The sequence below is a fragment of the Sphingomonas sp. GW821-FHT10C01 genome (assembly GCF_059415525.1).
The window spans coordinates 248,558-263,973 of record NZ_JBWKNK010000004.1; the positions used below are offsets into that span (position 1 = coordinate 248,558).

Annotated in this window: 15 protein-coding genes; 11 read left to right on the forward strand and 4 right to left on the reverse strand. The window is 64.9% G+C overall.

Annotated features, from left to right (window positions below; genetic code table 11):
- Nucleotides 1–40 precede the first annotated feature (40 nt).
- Entirely contained in the window at nucleotides 41–799 is a 759-nt protein-coding gene (locus AC07M1_RS16940) for a sulfite exporter TauE/SafE family protein (RefSeq protein WP_495163799.1), read from the forward strand.
- 107 nt (nucleotides 800–906) lie between these two features.
- Complete coding sequence (locus tag AC07M1_RS16945) at nucleotides 907–1,437, forward strand: AAA family ATPase (protein WP_495163800.1); 531 nt, start codon at nucleotides 907–909, stop codon at nucleotides 1,435–1,437.
- Nucleotides 1,438–1,498: 61 nt separating this feature from the next.
- Here AC07M1_RS16945 and AC07M1_RS16950 read toward each other — a convergent pair whose 3' ends face one another.
- Nucleotides 1,499–1,837 carry a winged helix-turn-helix transcriptional regulator gene (locus AC07M1_RS16950; protein ID WP_495163801.1) on the reverse strand — a complete coding sequence of 113 codons (339 nt, stop codon included), beginning with the start codon at nucleotides 1,835–1,837 and terminating at the stop codon, nucleotides 1,499–1,501.
- A 113-nt stretch (nucleotides 1,838–1,950) separates the two neighbouring features.
- Here AC07M1_RS16950 and AC07M1_RS16955 point away from each other — a divergent pair, with 113 nt between their 5' ends.
- From AC07M1_RS16955 to AC07M1_RS16970, 4 genes are all read left to right on the forward strand, one after another.
- Nucleotides 1,951–2,652, forward strand: a complete 702-nt coding sequence (locus AC07M1_RS16955) for a glutathione S-transferase family protein (RefSeq protein ID WP_495163802.1) — start codon at nucleotides 1,951–1,953, stop codon at nucleotides 2,650–2,652.
- A gap of 95 nt (nucleotides 2,653–2,747) precedes the next feature.
- Nucleotides 2,748–3,470, forward strand: a complete 723-nt coding sequence (locus AC07M1_RS16960) for a cytochrome b/b6 domain-containing protein (protein ID WP_495163803.1) — start codon at nucleotides 2,748–2,750, stop codon at nucleotides 3,468–3,470.
- A complete protein-coding gene (locus AC07M1_RS16965) occupies nucleotides 3,467–4,216 on the forward strand; it encodes a molybdopterin-dependent oxidoreductase (RefSeq protein ID WP_495163804.1) in 750 nt (249 codons plus the stop codon). Before AC07M1_RS16960 ends, AC07M1_RS16965 begins: the two co-directional genes overlap by 4 nt.
- Nucleotides 4,217–4,284: 68 nt before the next feature.
- On the forward strand, nucleotides 4,285–5,523 hold the full coding sequence (locus tag AC07M1_RS16970) for a class I SAM-dependent methyltransferase (RefSeq protein WP_495163805.1): 1,239 nt from the start codon (nucleotides 4,285–4,287) through the stop codon (nucleotides 5,521–5,523).
- Between the two features lie 162 nt (nucleotides 5,524–5,685).
- On the opposite strand, the gene AC07M1_RS16975 is transcribed toward AC07M1_RS16970, so the two are convergent.
- Together AC07M1_RS16975 and AC07M1_RS16980 are read right to left on the reverse strand one after the other, a co-directional pair.
- Nucleotides 5,686–6,063, reverse strand: a complete 378-nt coding sequence (locus tag AC07M1_RS16975; RefSeq protein WP_495163806.1) for an EF-hand domain-containing protein — start codon at nucleotides 6,061–6,063, stop codon at nucleotides 5,686–5,688.
- A gap of 43 nt (nucleotides 6,064–6,106) precedes the next feature.
- Entirely contained in the window at nucleotides 6,107–6,526 is a 420-nt protein-coding gene (locus tag AC07M1_RS16980) for a DUF1801 domain-containing protein (RefSeq protein ID WP_495163807.1), read from the reverse strand.
- A 49-nt stretch (nucleotides 6,527–6,575) separates the two neighbouring features.
- On the opposite strand from AC07M1_RS16980, the gene AC07M1_RS16985 reads away from it, so the two are divergent.
- The 5 genes from AC07M1_RS16985 (at nucleotide 6,576) to AC07M1_RS17005 (ending at nucleotide 14,274) form a co-directional block, all read left to right on the forward strand.
- A complete protein-coding gene (locus AC07M1_RS16985) occupies nucleotides 6,576–7,913 on the forward strand; it encodes an MATE family efflux transporter (protein WP_495163808.1) in 1,338 nt (445 codons plus the stop codon).
- Nucleotides 7,914–7,947: 34 nt separating this feature from the next.
- Nucleotides 7,948–9,165 carry an argininosuccinate synthase gene (locus AC07M1_RS16990; RefSeq protein WP_495163809.1) on the forward strand — a complete coding sequence of 406 codons (1,218 nt, stop codon included), beginning with the start codon at nucleotides 7,948–7,950 and terminating at the stop codon, nucleotides 9,163–9,165.
- Between the two features lie 81 nt (nucleotides 9,166–9,246).
- Nucleotides 9,247–10,965 (forward strand): hypothetical protein, encoded by a 1,719-nt coding sequence (locus AC07M1_RS16995; protein ID WP_495163810.1) that lies wholly within the window; start codon nucleotides 9,247–9,249, stop codon nucleotides 10,963–10,965.
- A 62-nt stretch (nucleotides 10,966–11,027) separates the two neighbouring features.
- Nucleotides 11,028–12,485: a hypothetical protein gene (locus AC07M1_RS17000; protein WP_495163811.1), complete on the forward strand. Its 1,458-nt coding sequence runs from the start codon at nucleotides 11,028–11,030 to the stop codon at nucleotides 12,483–12,485.
- A gap of 88 nt (nucleotides 12,486–12,573) precedes the next feature.
- Nucleotides 12,574–14,274 (forward strand): hypothetical protein, encoded by a 1,701-nt coding sequence (locus AC07M1_RS17005; RefSeq protein WP_495163812.1) that lies wholly within the window; start codon nucleotides 12,574–12,576, stop codon nucleotides 14,272–14,274.
- Here the strand turns inward: AC07M1_RS17005 and AC07M1_RS17010 are convergent.
- On the reverse strand, nucleotides 14,271–15,407 hold the full coding sequence (locus tag AC07M1_RS17010) for a GNAT family N-acetyltransferase (RefSeq protein WP_495163813.1): 1,137 nt from the start codon (nucleotides 15,405–15,407) through the stop codon (nucleotides 14,271–14,273). The two genes, AC07M1_RS17005 and AC07M1_RS17010, sit on opposite strands and share 4 nt — an antisense overlap.
- Nucleotides 15,408–15,416: the final 9 nt, after the last annotated feature.

Sequence of the window (15,416 nt, forward strand, 5' to 3'; positions counted from 1 at the left end):
CGCGTGACGCAAGAGCCATCGCGAAAGGGGCATGGGCGGCATGGACTCGTGGGCGAATCTGGCGCTTGCCGCCGTGGCCGGGGTCGTCGGCGGCGCGATGAACGGGCTGGCCGGCGGCGGATCGTTCGCGACGCTGCCCGCGCTGATCGCGCTGGGCCTGCCCGCGAACATCGCCAACGCCACCTCCAACGTCGCGCTGCTGCCCGGCGCGGCGGCGAGCGCCTGGGGATTTCGGGACGAATTGGGGCCGGTGGCGGGCCTGTCAGTGGTGCTGCTCGCCACGATCACCTTCATCAGCGGGATCGCGGGCAGCCTGTTGCTGGTGCTGACGCCCAGCGACATGTTCGACATCATCGTCCCGTGGCTGCTGCTGTTCGCCTTCGTCGTGATGTTGTTCGGGCGGAGCGCGGCGGACTGGCTGCATGCGCGGGTGACGATCGGCAAGCGGACCCTGGTCGGCGCGCAATCGGTGCTCGGCATCTATGGCGGCTATTTCGGCGGCGGAGTCGGGCTGATCACCACCGCGGTCTATGGCCTGCTCGCCAATATCCAGCCGCGTGAGCTGTTCGCGATCCGCACGCTGATGCTCTCGGTCGCCAACCTCGCCGCGGCGATCGTCTTCACCACCTTCGCGATGGTGTGGTGGTGGGCGTGCCTGCCGATGCTGGCGGGGTCGATCATCGGTGGCTGGGCCGGCGCGGCGATCGGCAAGAAGTTGTCGGCGCGGGCGGTGCGGGTGTGGACGCTGCTGGTGACGGCATCGACGACGGTGATCTTCTTCATGCGGGCCTATGGGTAAGGCGGGGCGGTCGCGTATTGCGCTGCGGCCGTCATCCCGGCCTTGTGCCGGGATGACAAGGAAGGCGTGCGCGCTGGCGACCCGATTGCAGACATATCAGCCTGCATATGTTTTTGGTAAAAGCTGCCGCGGCGATCCGGAGCAAGTTGGTGGGAACCAGAAACTATCTGATCGAGGGCGTTTCGGGGACTGGCAAGACATCGGTTTGTGACGAGCTGGAACGGCGCGGCTACCACGCCATTCACGGTGACCGTGCGTTAGCGTATCAGGGCGATCCTCAGACCGGCGAACCGCTCGATGGCTTGGCGCACGAGAACCATATCTGGGACATCGAGAAGGTTAGGAACATAGCGGGCGACCAGAGCCACGCCGCTTCCTTCTTTTGCGGTGGCTCTCGTAACTTCGGGCGCTTCATTGACCTGTTTGATCAGGTATTTGTTCTCGAGATTGATAGGGACACCCTGCTTCAACGCCTTTCCAGCAGACCATCGAATGAGTGGGGCGGAATTTCATCGCAAAAGGCGATGATCATTCGACTGCATGAGACAGGTGAGGACGTTCCCGGAAACGCGGTTCGAATCAACGCGACCGCCCCGATCGGCCAAGTCGTTGACGACATTCTTTCAAAATGCATTTGATCGATCGCTGACTTCCGCGACGCTGCCATTCCGCATCCCATTCATAGCGGCCCGTCCCGACCTAAGCCGCATCGCGGCACTCCCTCCGCCGGGGAAATGAGGTGGCCCACCAGTCGCCGATCGCGTCGATCATCGGCATCAGTTCCGCGCCGGGCGCGCTGAGGCTGTATTCGACGCGCAGCGGGAAGCCCTGATACGCGGTGCGCGCGACCAGGCCAGCGTCCTCGAGCTTGCGCAATTCCAGCGTCAGGATGCGGTGCGAGATGCTGGGATTGTCGCGCTGCAGCTCGCTGAAGCGCTTGGGGCCGTCCTTCAAATAATAGAGCAGCAAGGTCGCCCAGCGGCCGCTCAGCACGCGCATCGCATCCTCGATCGGGCAGTTCGACACGACGTCCTGCATTTTTTCGGCTCCGCTCCAGAAGTGACATTTTTGTGCGTAATTTACTTGGGCGCTTGGCTCCCTAAATGCCAGTCACACCGCGCGGTGATCCCCCAAAGATCACGGAGAACATCATGGAACCGACCCTGCTTTATGGCTTCCCGCTGGGGAGCTCGATGGGGCTTGTCGCATCGCTCGAATGGCTCGGCCAGCCCTATCGGCTGTCGCGCGTCGACATGCTGAGCGAGATGAAGACGCCCGACTATCTGCGCCTCAATCCGCGCGGCGAGACTCCGGCGTTCATTACCGAGGATGGCCGCGTGCTGACCGAGACGATGGCGATCGCCCGTTGGATCGAGGCGCGCGATCACGAACGCCGCGTCAGCTTCGATCCCCGCACGCCGGAAGCCGACCGGATGCATCAGCTGATGGCGTTCATCAACACCGGCTTTACCGGTGCCTTCACCCCCTATTGGGTCGCGCTGGAGATGGAGGGCGACGACCCGGCCTATAAGACGGCGCTGCGCCAGTTCGGGCGCGACATGGTCAACGACCGGCATGCACGGCTGGAGGAATTGATCGGTGACGGTCCCTATCTGCTTGGCGATCGTCCGACGCTGGCCGATGGCGTGTTCATCGGTGTCGCGCGTTGGGGCGAATTCCACCAGGCGATCGAGCCGGGCGCCTATCCCAAGGTCGAGGCGCTGATCGAGCGGCTGATGGCCGACCCCGCTGTCGCCTTCGCCCAGGCGCGCGAGTTTGGCGAGACCCCGCCGGGCAACGGCACGATGCTGGGCGAGATCCCGCTCGCCGAGATCCTGCGCAAGCACGCATAGACAGCCCCCGCCGGTTCGGCCTTGCGCCGGGCCGGCGGAAGCGCGATTCTGCCCCTCGGCCGTAACCCTTTGCGGCCGATACGCGTAGTAGGTGCATGGCCGAACCCGAACCGCCGATTGCGATCCGCCGCCACGCGCTGACCACGCGCATCTGGCACTGGATCACCGCGATCAGCGTGATCGTGCTGCTGGGCAGCGGCCTGATGATCCTCAACGCGCATGGCCAGCTCTATTGGGGCCAATATGGCGCGAACTATGACCAGCCCTGGTTCCGTGTCGCCTGGATCTTCGAGGGCGGGCGGGTGCCTGGCTGGCTGACCATTCCCTCGACCTACAACCTCGCTTTGGCGCGGCGCTGGCATCTGTTCTTCGCGTTGGTGCTGGCGTTCGCGCTGCTGGCATTCATGGTCGCGAGCCTGCTCAACCGCCATTTCCAGCGCGATCTGCGCGTGCAAGCAAAGGAATTGTCGCCCGCGCATCTCGCCGCGGAGGTGAAGGCGCACGCCGCGCTGCGCTTCCACGATCCGGAAAATCCACGCGCCTATAACGGGCTACAGAAGCTGTCCTACGTGGCGGTGATCTTCGTGCTGCTGCCGCTGGTGATCTTCACCGGGCTGGCAATGTCGCCGGGGATGAACGCGGCATGGCCGTGGCTGATCGACCTCTTCGGCGGGCGGCAAAGCGCGCGATCGATCCACTTCATCGTCGCGATGCTGCTCGCCCTCTTCATCATCGTCCACCTCGCGCTCGTCATCCTCGCGGGGGCGTGGAATGAAATTCGGTCGATGATCACCGGCAAGTGGAAGGTGCCGCAATGAGCCTGATCACCCGCCGCTCGCTGCTGATCGCCGGGGCGGGAAGCGTCGTCGCCGGATGCGACAGGATCGGTAACAGCGAGGCCGGCCGCGATCTGCTGTTCAAGGCCGAGGCGGTGCACAAGAGCCTGCAGCGCGCGATCACCGACCGCAACGCGCTGGCCCGGCAATTCAGCGAGGCCGAGATGTCGCCGCGCTTCCGCGCCAACGGATCGACCTTCCCGGCCGATCCGGCCTATCGCGTGCTGATGCGCGGCAATTTCGCCGACTGGCGGCTCAAGGTGGACGGCCTGGTGGCGCGGCCGCTCAGCCTGTCGCTCGCCGATATCCGGTCGCTGCCGCAGCGGGTGCAGATCACGCGCCACGATTGTGTCGAGGGGTGGAGCGCGATCGGGAAATGGCACGGGCCGAAGCTGTCGACCTTGCTCGACCTGGCGGGGTTGAGGGACAGCGCGCGCTTCCTGGTCTTTCATTGCGCCGACACGCTCTATGGCCGGCCCTATTATGAATCGATCGACCTGATCGATGCCTTCCACCCGCAGACCATCCTCGCCTGGGCGATGAACAACCGCACGCTCCCGGTCGAACATGGCGCGCCGCTACGCCTGCGGGTCGAACGGCAGTTGGGCTACAAGCACGCCAAATATGTGATGCGGATCGAAGCGGTGGCCTCGATCGACGCGATCCACGGCGGCAAGGGTGGGCTGTGGGAGGATATCGCGGATTATGAATGGTATGCCGGGATTTGATGAGAAGTTTTTCGGGTTCGCGGCTTTTCCGCACTTGCGAACGGGGTTTCGCCCGCTAGCCTAGCGCCATGGCTCTTATCGACCATTTCTTCGCCCGCGCCATCAAGCGCGGGGAGTTCACCGTGATCCATGCCGACGGAACGGCGCGCAGCTTCGGCGCACCCGATCCCGAAATCGCGCCGATCACAATCCGCTTCACCGAACCGTCCGTGGCGCGGCGGATCCTGATCGATCCCTCGCTCGGCGCGGCCGAGGCGTTCATGGACGGATCGCTGGTGATCGAACAGGGCGACATCCTCGCGCTGCTCAACCTGTTCACCGCCAACAACAAATGGGAAGCGGGGGTCAGCAACCTCAACCCGGGGCTGCTCAAGCGCAGCTTCGACAATGTCCGCTTCCGGCTCGACCGGATCAACATGGCGCGCCGATCGAAGCGCAACGTGGCGCACCATTACGACCTGTCGGCGACGCTCTACGACCACTTTCTCGACGCCGACCGCCAATATTCGATGGCCTATTACACCGATCCGGCGAACAGCCTGGAACAGGCACAGGCGGACAAGAAGGCGCATATCGCCGCCAAGCTCGCGATCCGGCCTGGCATGAGGGTGCTCGACATCGGCTGCGGCTGGGGCGGGATGGCGCTCTATCTGCATGCCAAGACCGGCGCCGAGGTGCTGGGCGTCACCCTGTCCGAAGAGCAGCTCAAGATCGCGCGCGAGCGGGCGGAAAAGGCCGGCGTCGCGGACAAGGTCAAGTTCGAACTGATCGACTATCGCCATGTGACCCCTGAGAAATTTGGGGGCCAGTTCGACCGCATCGTCTCGGTTGGCATGTTCGAGCATGTCGGCACGGCGCACTACCGCACCTTCTTCCGCAAGTGCCGCGAGCTGCTGAACGAAGAGGGGGTGATGCTGCTCCACACGATCGGCCGCGCCGGCGAGCCGGGCGTGACCGACGCCTTCACCGCCAAATACATCTTCCCCGGCGGCTATATCCCGGCGCTGTCGGAAATCGTGCGCGGGCATGAGGGGATGCGGCTGTTCCTCACCGACGTCGAAGTGCTGCGGCTCCACTACGCCTATACGCTGCAGGCCTGGTACGACCGCGCCACAGCGGCGAAGGCGGAGATCGTCGCACTATACGACGAGAGCTTCTTCCGCATGTGGACCTTCTACCTCGCCGGGTCGCTGTGCGCGTTCCGCAATGGCGGGCTGGTCAACTACCAGCTGCAATATTCACGCTCGCGTACGGCGCTGCCGATCACGCGGGATTACATGGCGGAGGCCGAAGCGAAGCTGCGCTAGCCGGGCGGGGCCTATAATCTTTTCGTCACCCCGGCCTTGTGCCGGGGTCCACCTAGCGGCACCGGCTGGGCCAGAGCCTCTTGCCCATATCGGGCCGCGCGGCGGATCCCGGCACAAGGCCGGGATGACGGCAGGGTCGTAGTGCTTCGGCGCGGAGCCGAGCTATTTGACGCCCAGCTGCTCCACATCCGCACCCAGATAGCGGGTGAGTTCGTCGCGGGTGATCTTGCCGTTCTTGTCGGTATCGACGGCATCGAACCAGGCATCGGCCTTGGCGAAGGGCTGTTGGCGCGCGTCGATCGCGGGGCGCGGATCGCCCGCCTTCTTCGCCTTCTGCGCGGCGGCATAGGTGGCGTTGGCGGTCGTCTCGAAATCGAAGCGGGCGCGGACTTCGTCGCGCTCGACCACGCCGTCCTCGTTAAGGTCGAGATCGGCGAAGCGCTCCGCGACGCGGCGCTCGGCCTCGGCCTTGGGCAGTGGGCCGGGCGCGAGGCTGGCGGGCGGGGTCTGGGCGGCGGCGAGGGCGAAGAGAATCAGCATGAGCGCTATCATAGCACGAACCCGCTGACCGGCGCTTGAACCGTCAAACGGGGTATTTCGCGTTCATCCAGGTGAGCGCATCGCGGGTCATGTTCTCCAGCACCGCCATGTCCACATCGGCGAGCTTGTTGATATAGAGGCACGACTTGCCGGTCTTGTGCTTGCCGAGCCGGGCGAGTTGTTCGTGCTGTGCGGGGTCTTCGGTAAGGATGTAGAGCACGAGCTGTGCCTTGCGCGGCGAAAAGCCGAGCCGGCACATCGTGCCCTCATGGCCGCTGTCGTATCGATAATGGTAGCTGCCGAAGCCGACGATCGACGGCCCCCACATACGTGGCGGCTCGCCGGTGATTCGTTCCATCATCGCGCAGACGACCTGGGCGTCCTCGCGCCGGGCGGGGCTTTCGACTGCCGCGATGAAGTCATCGGCGGTGATCTGTGTCGGCTTGGTCTTGATCTCGGCCATCGGACGGCTCCGCTGGATTTCGCGGCGAGCATATGCGCATGGGAACGCCATGCAAGCGGCTCAGCCCCTCGTCCTCACCCGCCGCTCGATCTTCGCGCAGGCATGGCCGATCATGCTCGGCCAGACGACGGTGCCGCTGGTGGGCCTCGTCGATACCGCGGTGATCGGCTGGACCGGGGATGCGGCGGCGCTGGCGGGCGTGGCGCTGGGCGTCGCGATCATCAATTTCATTTTCTGGGCGTTCGGCTTCCTGCGCATGGGCATGACCGGGATGACCGCGCAAGCGCATGGTCGCGGCGACGCGGCCGAGGTCAATGCGCTGCTCGCGCGCGGCGTCGCCGCCGGTCTGGCGATCGGCGCGGTGCTGGTCGCGCTGCAGCTGCTGATCGTGCCGCTCGCGCTCAGTCTGTTGGCCGGGGGCGAGACGCTGACCGCCGCCGCGCATGAGTTCGTGACCGCGCGCTTCCTCGGCGCACCGGCGGCGCTAGGCTTCTACGCGATCAACGGCTGGCTCTACGGGCTTGGCCGAACGCGTGAGACGTTGCTGCTTCAGATCGCGATGAACGTGGTCAATGTCGCGCTCGACATCCTGTTCGTGTGGCATTTCGGGATGGGCGCGCGGGGTGTCGGCCTCGGCACCGCGCTGGCCGAGTGGGTCGCGCTGGCGCTCGGCATCGTGATGGTGCTTCGGATCGTCGGGCCGGGCGCGTTGATGCGCCAGCGCGCGGGGTTCTTCGATCCGGCCGCGTGGAAGCGGCTGTTCGCGGTCAATGGCGACATCATGATCCGCACCATCGCGTTGCTGACGATGTTCCTGTGGCTCGCCAATGCCGGCGCGCGGCTGGGGACGGTACAACTCGCCGCCAACCATGTGCTGCTGCAACTCGTCGGCATCTTTGCTTTTGTGCTCGACGGCTTCGCCTTCACCGCCGAATCGCGGGTGGGGATCGCGATTGGGGCGGGGGCAAAGGCGGATGTGAAACGCGCGATCCGGCTGACGGGGGAGTTCTCGCTTGGTTTCGGGCTGATCGCGAGCGCGATCGCGGCCGCGTTCGGCTGGCTGCTGGTCGATTTGCTGACCACCAATGCGGAGGTGCGCGCGGCTGCCTATGCCATGCTGCCCTTCGCCGCGCTGACCGCGACTTTGGGGGTTCCGGCATGGCTGCTCGACGGGGTGTTCATCGGCGCGACGCAGGGCAGGGCGCTGCGCAACGCGGCGATCCTGGCGACGGTGCTGTATATCGGCACTGACCTGCTGTTGCGCCCGTTCGGCGCGACCGGCCTTTGGCTCGCGTTCGTCGCCAGCTATTTCTACCGGGCGGGTGCGCTCGCATTCTATCTACCCCGCCTGTTCGCTACGGTTGCGGAAGCGCGCCCACGGGCCTAGAGGCCACGCGACTTTTCCCTCTGGAGCGTATGCAATGGCCGACAAGATCAATCGCGTGGTGCTTGCCTATTCGGGCGGCCTCGACACCAGCGTGATCCTGAAATGGCTCCAGCAGGAATATCAGTGCGAGGTGGTGACCTTCACCGCCGATCTCGGCCAGGGCGAAGAGCTGGAGCCGGCGCGCCAGAAGGCGCTCAACGCCGGCGTGAAGCCCGAGCACATCTTCATTGACGATCTCAAGGAAGAGTTCGTCCGCGACTTCGTCTTCCCGATGATGCGCGCCAATGCGCTGTACGAGGGGCTGTATCTGCTCGGCACGTCGATCGCGCGCCCGCTGATCTCCAAGCGGCTGATCGAGATCGCCAAGGAAGTGAACGCCGATGCGGTCAGCCATGGCGCGACCGGCAAGGGCAATGATCAGGTGCGTTTCGAGCTGTCCGCCTATGCGCTGAACCCGGACATCAAGGTGATCGCGCCGTGGCGCGAATGGGATCTGACCAGCCGCACCAAGCTGATCGAGTTCGCTGAGAAGCACCAGATCCAGGTCGCGAAGGACAAGCGCGGCGAGGCGCCCTTCTCGACCGACGCGAACCTCCTCCACACCAGCTCCGAGGGCAAGGTGCTCGAGGATCCGTGGGAAGAGGTGCCCGACTATGTCTTCTCGCGCACGGTGAACCCGGAAGATGCGCCGGATACGCCCGAATATATCACGATCGATTTCGAAAAGGGCGACGGCATCGCACTCAACGGCGAGGCGATGTCCCCTGCAACGCTACTCGGTGCGCTTAACGATCTAGGCCGCAAACACGGCATCGGCCGCCTCGATCTGGTCGAGAACCGCTTCGTCGGTATGAAGTCGCGCGGCATGTACGAGACGCCGGGCGGCACCATCTATCACCTTGCCCATCGCGGGATCGAAAGCATCACGCTCGATCGCGGCGCCGCGCACCTCAAGGACGAGCTGGCGCCCCGCTATGCCGAGCTGATCTACAACGGCTTCTGGTTCGCGCCCGAGCGCGAGATGCTGCAGGCGGCGATCGACCACAGCCAGCAGAACGTCAACGGCACCGTGCGCCTCAAGCTTTACAAGGGCGGGGTCTATGTCGTCGGGCGGAAGTCGCCCAACTCGCTGTACAGCGAGAAGGTCGTGACCTTTGAGGACGACCAGGGCGCGTACGACCAGCGCGACGCGGCGGGCTTCATCAAGCTCAACGCGCTGCGGCTTCGTCTGTTGGGACGGCGCGACGACTGACGATGCCGCGAGGCTCGCCTAACGGTTGCAACCGAGGCCGAGGTTTAGGCTGAGTTAACCATCTTGGTCTAGCTCGGGGGAATGGAGCAGCGGGGAGCAGGCCGGGTCCGGTTCGAACCGGGAATCGCGATCGGGATCGCGGTCCTGTTGTCCGTGGCGTGGAGCGTGGCCGACTGGGCACGGCTCACCGCGCTAACGCTGCCAGATCCGGATGATATGATGCGGCTTGTCCAGATCCGCAACTGGATCGGTGGGCAGGCCTTTTCGGACCTGACGCAGTACCGGTTGGGGGATGGACTGGCGATGCACTGGTCGCGTCTTCCCGACCTGGTGCCCGCGATGCTGATCGTGCTGTTGGAGCCGCTGACAGGTCGTCATGGTGCCGAGCTTGCGGCAGTGATCGGCTGGCCAATAATGCTGTTCGCCGCCGCGCTCACGCTCCTCGCGCAGATATCCCGGCGATTGGATCCCGATCCCTCGGTCGGGGTGATCGCATTGCTCCTCGGTGCGATCGCCTATCCGGCAACCGGCTTCTTCATGCCGGGCCGGATCGATCATCATGGGCTGCAGTTGGTGCTGTTGTTGGTCGCGGCCCGGGGATTGACGGGCGGAACGGACATCCGCAGTGGCGTGCTGACGGGCGTGGCGGTTGCCGCCAGCCTTGCGATCGGCCTGGAAACAGCGCCGCTCTGCGCCGTCATGCTCATCGTGATGGTGCTCCGTTGGATTTTGGCTGGGCGCGAGCGCGATGCGGAACTCGCAGGGTGTGGTGCCGGGCTGGCCGGCGGGATGGCGTTGGCGGCGTTGATCCTGGCGCCGCGAATTTGGCCGCCATTGTGCGATGCGTTCACGCCGCCGGTCACGGTACTGGGCGGTGTGGCCGGGCTGCTGCTGATCGGGCTCGGTGTCGCGGGACGCACGCTGCCTGAACGGCCGCGCCGCTGGATCGCACTCAGCATAGCCGGAATCGTGGGCCTTATCGCCGTGACCCTATTCGCGCCCGACTGTCTTGCCGGACCCTATTCCGCTGTACCACCGCTCTTGCGCGTCTTGTGGCTCGATCATGTCGCGGAGGCGCAACCGCTGTTCGCCGCGCCGCCAGGCGTTGCGATCGGCTATGGCGGGCTGATGCTTACAGGGTTGGCGGTGGCAATGGTTCGCTTGATGCGCGGCCAGCGCGATGTTGTTTCGCTTGGCTGGTATGCGCTGCTGCTGGGCGCAGCGATGCTGGCTTGCATCCAGCTCAGACTTGCGCCGTTCGGCGCGGCCCTCGCGGTGCCGGTTCTGGCGGGGCTGGTTGCAGCCGCTCGCCAGCGCGGCTCCTCGCCAGGCCGGATCGGCGCGTGGGTGGTATCCGCCGGGATCCTGTATCCGTTTGCTGGAAGCATGGCGGCAGTCGGTCATACGGAAACGGCGCGTGCGCCATGTTTCACTCCCGATAACCTTGGACGAATCGCCGCGCTCGGCCCGGTGAAGATCGCTGTGCCGATCGACATGGGGGGCTATGTCCTCGCCGCGACTGACGCCCGCGTGCTCGCCGCTCCCTATCATCGCAACGGAGCCGCCAACATCGCACACTATCGACTGTTCCTTGCAGGGCCTGCGGCGGCGAGAGCGGCGGCGGAGCGACATGGTATCCAGGCCATCGCCTATTGTCCGGGCTGGGTCGGCGATCTCGATCCGATGGGGATCGCCGCTTCCGGCTCGATCGTCAAACTCGCCGCTGCGGGGCGGACTCCCGGCTGGGCGAGGGCGGTTTCGCGCCGCCCCGAGCTCGTCATTCTGCGGGTCGCGCCGTGAACGGCGCATGGTGGCAATCGCGCCGCTTCGCGCTGCTGATGGTTGCGCTTGCCGCCGTGCCATTGCTGCTGCCCGCCATTCCCCCCTTCACCGACGTACCGGGGCACATGGGCCGCTATCGGGTGATGCTCGACACCGATACCGGCACGCTTTCGCAATGGTATCAATTCACCTGGCGACCGATAGGCTATCTGGGCGGCGATCTGCTCGCGGCGGTGCTGGCGCCGCTGCTCGGGCTTGAGTTGGCGGTCAAAGCGATCGTGATCACGATACCGATGCTCACCGTCGCGGGCATATTGTGGATCTCGCACGAGGCGCATGGCCGGGTTCAGCCGCTCGCGCTGCTGGCGCTCCCGCTCGCCTACCACCCCGCGCTGCAATATGGGTTCATCAACTACACGCTGGCGATGGCCCTGACGCTCAACGCCTGGGCGCTATGGATACGCCTCGGGCGAGTCCGTCGCTTCCGGCTTCGCGCCGCGCTGTTCGTCCCGCTCGCCTTCGTGATCTGGAGCGCGCATCTTTTTGGCTGGCTCATGCTCGGCATGATGGCTTTCGCGACCGAGTTGATGCGGGAGCGGGCCAGTGGCCGTATATGGCCGGCGGCGATCTTCCACGGCGGGCTGGCCTGCCTGCCGCTCGCGCCTCCCTTCGCGATGTTTCTGGGGTGGCGGCCGGGAGAGGGAGGCGCGGAAAGCGATTGGCTTCCGGGTCTCAAGCTCAAGCCGGGTTGGTTGGTGACGGTGCTACGCGACCGGTGGCGCTGGTTCGATATCGCGTCGATCATCCTGATCGCGCTGTCGCTGTACCGTTGTGTCCGCTCGCCGCGCTTCGGGCATGCGGTGCCGATTACCGCGGCAGCGGTCGGGGCGTTGGCGATGTTCGTCGCGATGCCGTTCATGTCGGCTTTTGCCGATATGCGGCTGGCCCCCTACGCCGTGATGTTCGCGTTGCTCGCAATCCGCTGCGATTCGGTAAGCCCGCGCGAACAGAGGGTGCTTGCCTGGATCGGGTTGGCGTTCGTGCTGGTCCGTACGACGGCGGGAGCCGCGAGCCTGTGGATCGAGAATCGCGACTGGGAGCGGCATCTGGAAGCCGTTGAACGAATTCCACGCGGCGCGCGCGTGGCGGCGTTCGTCGGCGCCAACTGCGAGCGGCCTTGGCATGTGGAGCGCTTTGCGCATCTTCCGTCCATGGCGATCGTTCGGCGCGCGGCGTTCACCAACGACCAGTTTGACCTCGGCGCCACGGCGCTGTTGCGCGTGGTCGCGCCGGGAGTCGAGGGTTATGCGCTCGATCCGTCTCAGATCGTGGTGGATCGCACATGCAAGCAAAGTTCGGAATTCCGTACGCTGGATGTGGCGCTGGCCGGCCTGCCGCGTACCCGTTTTGATCATGTCTGGCTGATTCGTCCGCCCGCATTCGATCCACGTGGTCTGCGCGGCATGACGCTCGTCTGGCGCAACGGGACGGATATGCTGCTGCGCATCGAATCCCCGGAATCGCCAGTCATCCAGTAGCTGTAACGTCACATTTCGTCGAAAATTGGTAGGTCGCAACCCCAAAGCCCGCTTGCCCCGCGCCATACCCGCGCACTAGAAGCGGCCGATGCAAGGGGGTTCTGAGACGCCGCGCTGGTGGCAGACGCGTTGGTTCGTGCTGTTCGCGGCGATCGCGGCGGCAATCCCTTTGCTGTGGCCCGACATTCCGCCGATGGTGGATTTGCCCGGGCATATGGCGCGGTTCCGCGTTCAGCTATCGCACGGCGAGGTGCCGTGGCTCAACGATTGGTACAAGTTCGAGTGGAGCCTGATCGGCAATCTCGGACTCGACCTGTTGATCATTCCGCTCGAACCGATCTTCGGCCTGGAGCTGGCGGTGAAGCTGATTGTCATCGCCACCCCCGTGCTCACCGTCACCGGTCTGCTTTGGATCGCTCGGGAGGTGCATGGTCGTATCCCCGCGACCGCGCTGTTCGCGTTGCCGCTCGCCTATAACTACGCTTTCCACTTCGGCTTCGCGAACTTCGCGCTGTCGATGGCCCTGGCGCTCAACGCCTTCGCATTGTGGCTGCGGCTGGCGCGGCTGGGACATATCAAGCTGCGAGCGGTGCTGTTTGTGCCGATCGGTCTCATCATCTGGGTCACGCACACCTTTGGCTGGGGTATGCTGGGCGTGCTCTGCTTTGCCGCCGAGCTGATCCGTCAGCACGACAAGAGCGGCCCACGCAGCGGGCCCTGGCATGCCGATTTTGTGCAGCGCTGGGTGGTGCCGTGGATCTGGGCGGGCATCCATTGCCTCGTCCTTGTGCCGCCGGCGCTGCTGATGCTCGCATGGCGCAGCGGCGGTCATGTCAGCGGACAGACGGGCGACTGGTTCAACTGGCGCGCCAAGATCTGGTGGGTCCTGATGGTGCTGCGCGACCGCTGGCAGCTTTTCGATATCGCCTGTCTCGGTGTGATCTACCTGATCCTGCTCAAGGGCGTGCGCGATCCCAATATCGGCTATTCGCGACACCTGGGCATCTCGGCGCTGTTCCTGATCGCCGTGTTCGTGCTGCTGCCGCGCGTTGTGTTCGGATCGGCCTATGCCGATATGCGCTTGGCCCCCTATATGATCGCGATCGCGGTGATCTCCCTGCGACCCAAGCCGGGGATGACGATGCGCGGCGCGAATGCGCTGGCGATGGCTGGGCTTGCTTTCTTCCTCGTCCGCATGGGAGCGACGACGTGGAGCTATGTCATCTATGACAAGTCCTATGATCGCGAGCTCGCCGCGCTCGAGCATGTGCCCGAAGGCGCACGGCTGCTGAGCTTTGTCGGCGAGACCTGCTATAACGAATGGACGATGACCCGGCTCCAGCATCTGCCGGGCATGGCGATGGTGCGCAAACTCGCCTACACCAACGACCAGTGGTCGATGGCGGGCGGCCAGCTGCTGACGGTACGCTACAAGCAGGCGCGCGGATTCAACCACGATCCGTCACAGATCGTGACCGATACCAAATGTCCGCGCGAATGGTGGCGCCCGGTTGCGGTCAGTCTCGCGCGCTTCCCGCGCCAAGCATATGACTATCTGTGGGTGATCAGCCCACCGCCCTATGACAAGAGGCTGGAAGCGGGGTTGATCCCGATCTGGCGCGACGGGCGTAGCGTGCTGTTCAAGATCGATCACGGCACGCCCGCGGCGGTGCTTAACCCGGTCGACCTTGGCCCCTATCATGGTCAGATCGAAAAGATCCGGGACTTGTTGAAGCGCGACAAGCAGAAGCAGCTGGAAGCCTGGGCCAACGCGCAGAAGAAAGTCTAACCGGTTCGCCGGAAGGGCGTCAGTTCGCCGAGGAATTCCTGTTCGTGCGCCACTGCGGCGCGCTCCCGTTCCAGATAGTCGGCGACCGCGCGACGAAAATCCGGGTCAGGCAGGTAATGCGCCGACCAGGTGGTGACGGGGACATAGCCGCGCGCGAGTTTATGTTCCCCCTGCGCACCCGCTTCGACACGGGACAGGTCATGCGCAATCGCGGCCTCGATCGCCTGGTAATAGCAAAGCTCGAAATGGAGGAACGGCACGTCCTCCACGCAGCCCCAATAGCGGCCGTAGAGTGCGTCCGCGCCGATCAGATTGAGCGCGCCCGCGATGGGGCGCCCGTCGCGTTCCGCGAGCATCAGCAGCACCTTGTCGCCCATCGCCTCGTTCAGCATCGAGAAGAAGGGTCGGGTGAGATAGGGTTGACCCCATTTCCGGCTGCCGGTGTCCTGATAGAAGGTCCAGAAGGCATCCCAATGGGCTTCGGTGATGTCCGTGCCGGTGAGATGACGGATGGTGAGGCCGTCCAATGCCCGTTCGCGTTCCTTGCGGATCGCCTTGCGCTTGCGGGAGGAGAGAGCATCGAGGAAGTCGTCAAAGCGCGAATAGCCGTCATTCCGCCAGTGGAACTGCGTGCCTGAGCGTATCAGCCAGCCCGCCTGCTCGAATAGGGGGAGTTGAGCGTCGTCAAGAAAGGTGACGTGCGCGGAGGAGAGGCGGTTCTGATCGGTGACGGCCTCAAGGCCTGCGATCAGACCTGGCGCTAGTGCGGCATCACGCAGCAGCAGGCGCGGGCCGGGTACGGGCGTGAAGGGGACAGCCGCTTGCAGCTTTGGATAGTAACGCCCGCCCGCGCGCTCCCACGCATCGGCCCAGGCATGGTCGAAGACGTACTCGCCCTGGCTGTGGCTCTTGGCATAGGTGGGCACGATCGCGGCGGGGGTGCCGCAGGGGCCGTCGATCACGATCGGCAGCGGTTGCCAGCCGGTCTCTGCCGTCGCGGAACCCGAACGTTCCAGCGCCGAGAGAAAGGCGTGAGAGACGAAGGGATTCGCGTCGCCCGCGCATGCGTCCCATTGCGCCGCCGGGATCGACGCGACTCCGTTGGCGATGCGGGCGGTTACGGATGAGGACACGCGCTCTAT

Bases quoted from the DNA above. Each gene is read 5' to 3' on its own strand.
- AC07M1_RS16940 (WP_495163799.1), top strand. From the start codon at position 41: ATGGACTCGTGGGCGAATCTGGCGCTTGCCGCCGTGGCCGGGGTCGTC.
- AC07M1_RS16945 (WP_495163800.1), top strand. From the start codon at position 907: ATGTTTTTGGTAAAAGCTGCCGCGGCGATCCGGAGCAAGTTGGTGGGA.
- AC07M1_RS16950 (WP_495163801.1), bottom strand. From the start codon at position 1,837: ATGCAGGACGTCGTGTCGAACTGCCCGATCGAGGATGCGATGCGCGTG.
- AC07M1_RS16955 (WP_495163802.1), top strand. From the start codon at position 1,951: ATGGAACCGACCCTGCTTTATGGCTTCCCGCTGGGGAGCTCGATGGGG.
- AC07M1_RS16960 (WP_495163803.1), top strand. From the start codon at position 2,748: ATGGCCGAACCCGAACCGCCGATTGCGATCCGCCGCCACGCGCTGACC.
- AC07M1_RS16965 (WP_495163804.1), top strand. From the start codon at position 3,467: ATGAGCCTGATCACCCGCCGCTCGCTGCTGATCGCCGGGGCGGGAAGC.
- AC07M1_RS16970 (WP_495163805.1), top strand. From the start codon at position 4,285: ATGGCTCTTATCGACCATTTCTTCGCCCGCGCCATCAAGCGCGGGGAG.
- AC07M1_RS16975 (WP_495163806.1), bottom strand. From the start codon at position 6,063: ATGCTGATTCTCTTCGCCCTCGCCGCCGCCCAGACCCCGCCCGCCAGC.
- AC07M1_RS16980 (WP_495163807.1), bottom strand. From the start codon at position 6,526: ATGGCCGAGATCAAGACCAAGCCGACACAGATCACCGCCGATGACTTC.
- AC07M1_RS16985 (WP_495163808.1), top strand. From the start codon at position 6,576: ATGCAAGCGGCTCAGCCCCTCGTCCTCACCCGCCGCTCGATCTTCGCG.
- AC07M1_RS16990 (WP_495163809.1), top strand. From the start codon at position 7,948: ATGGCCGACAAGATCAATCGCGTGGTGCTTGCCTATTCGGGCGGCCTC.
- AC07M1_RS16995 (WP_495163810.1), top strand. From the start codon at position 9,247: ATGGAGCAGCGGGGAGCAGGCCGGGTCCGGTTCGAACCGGGAATCGCG.
- AC07M1_RS17005 (WP_495163812.1), top strand. From the start codon at position 12,574: ATGCAAGGGGGTTCTGAGACGCCGCGCTGGTGGCAGACGCGTTGGTTC.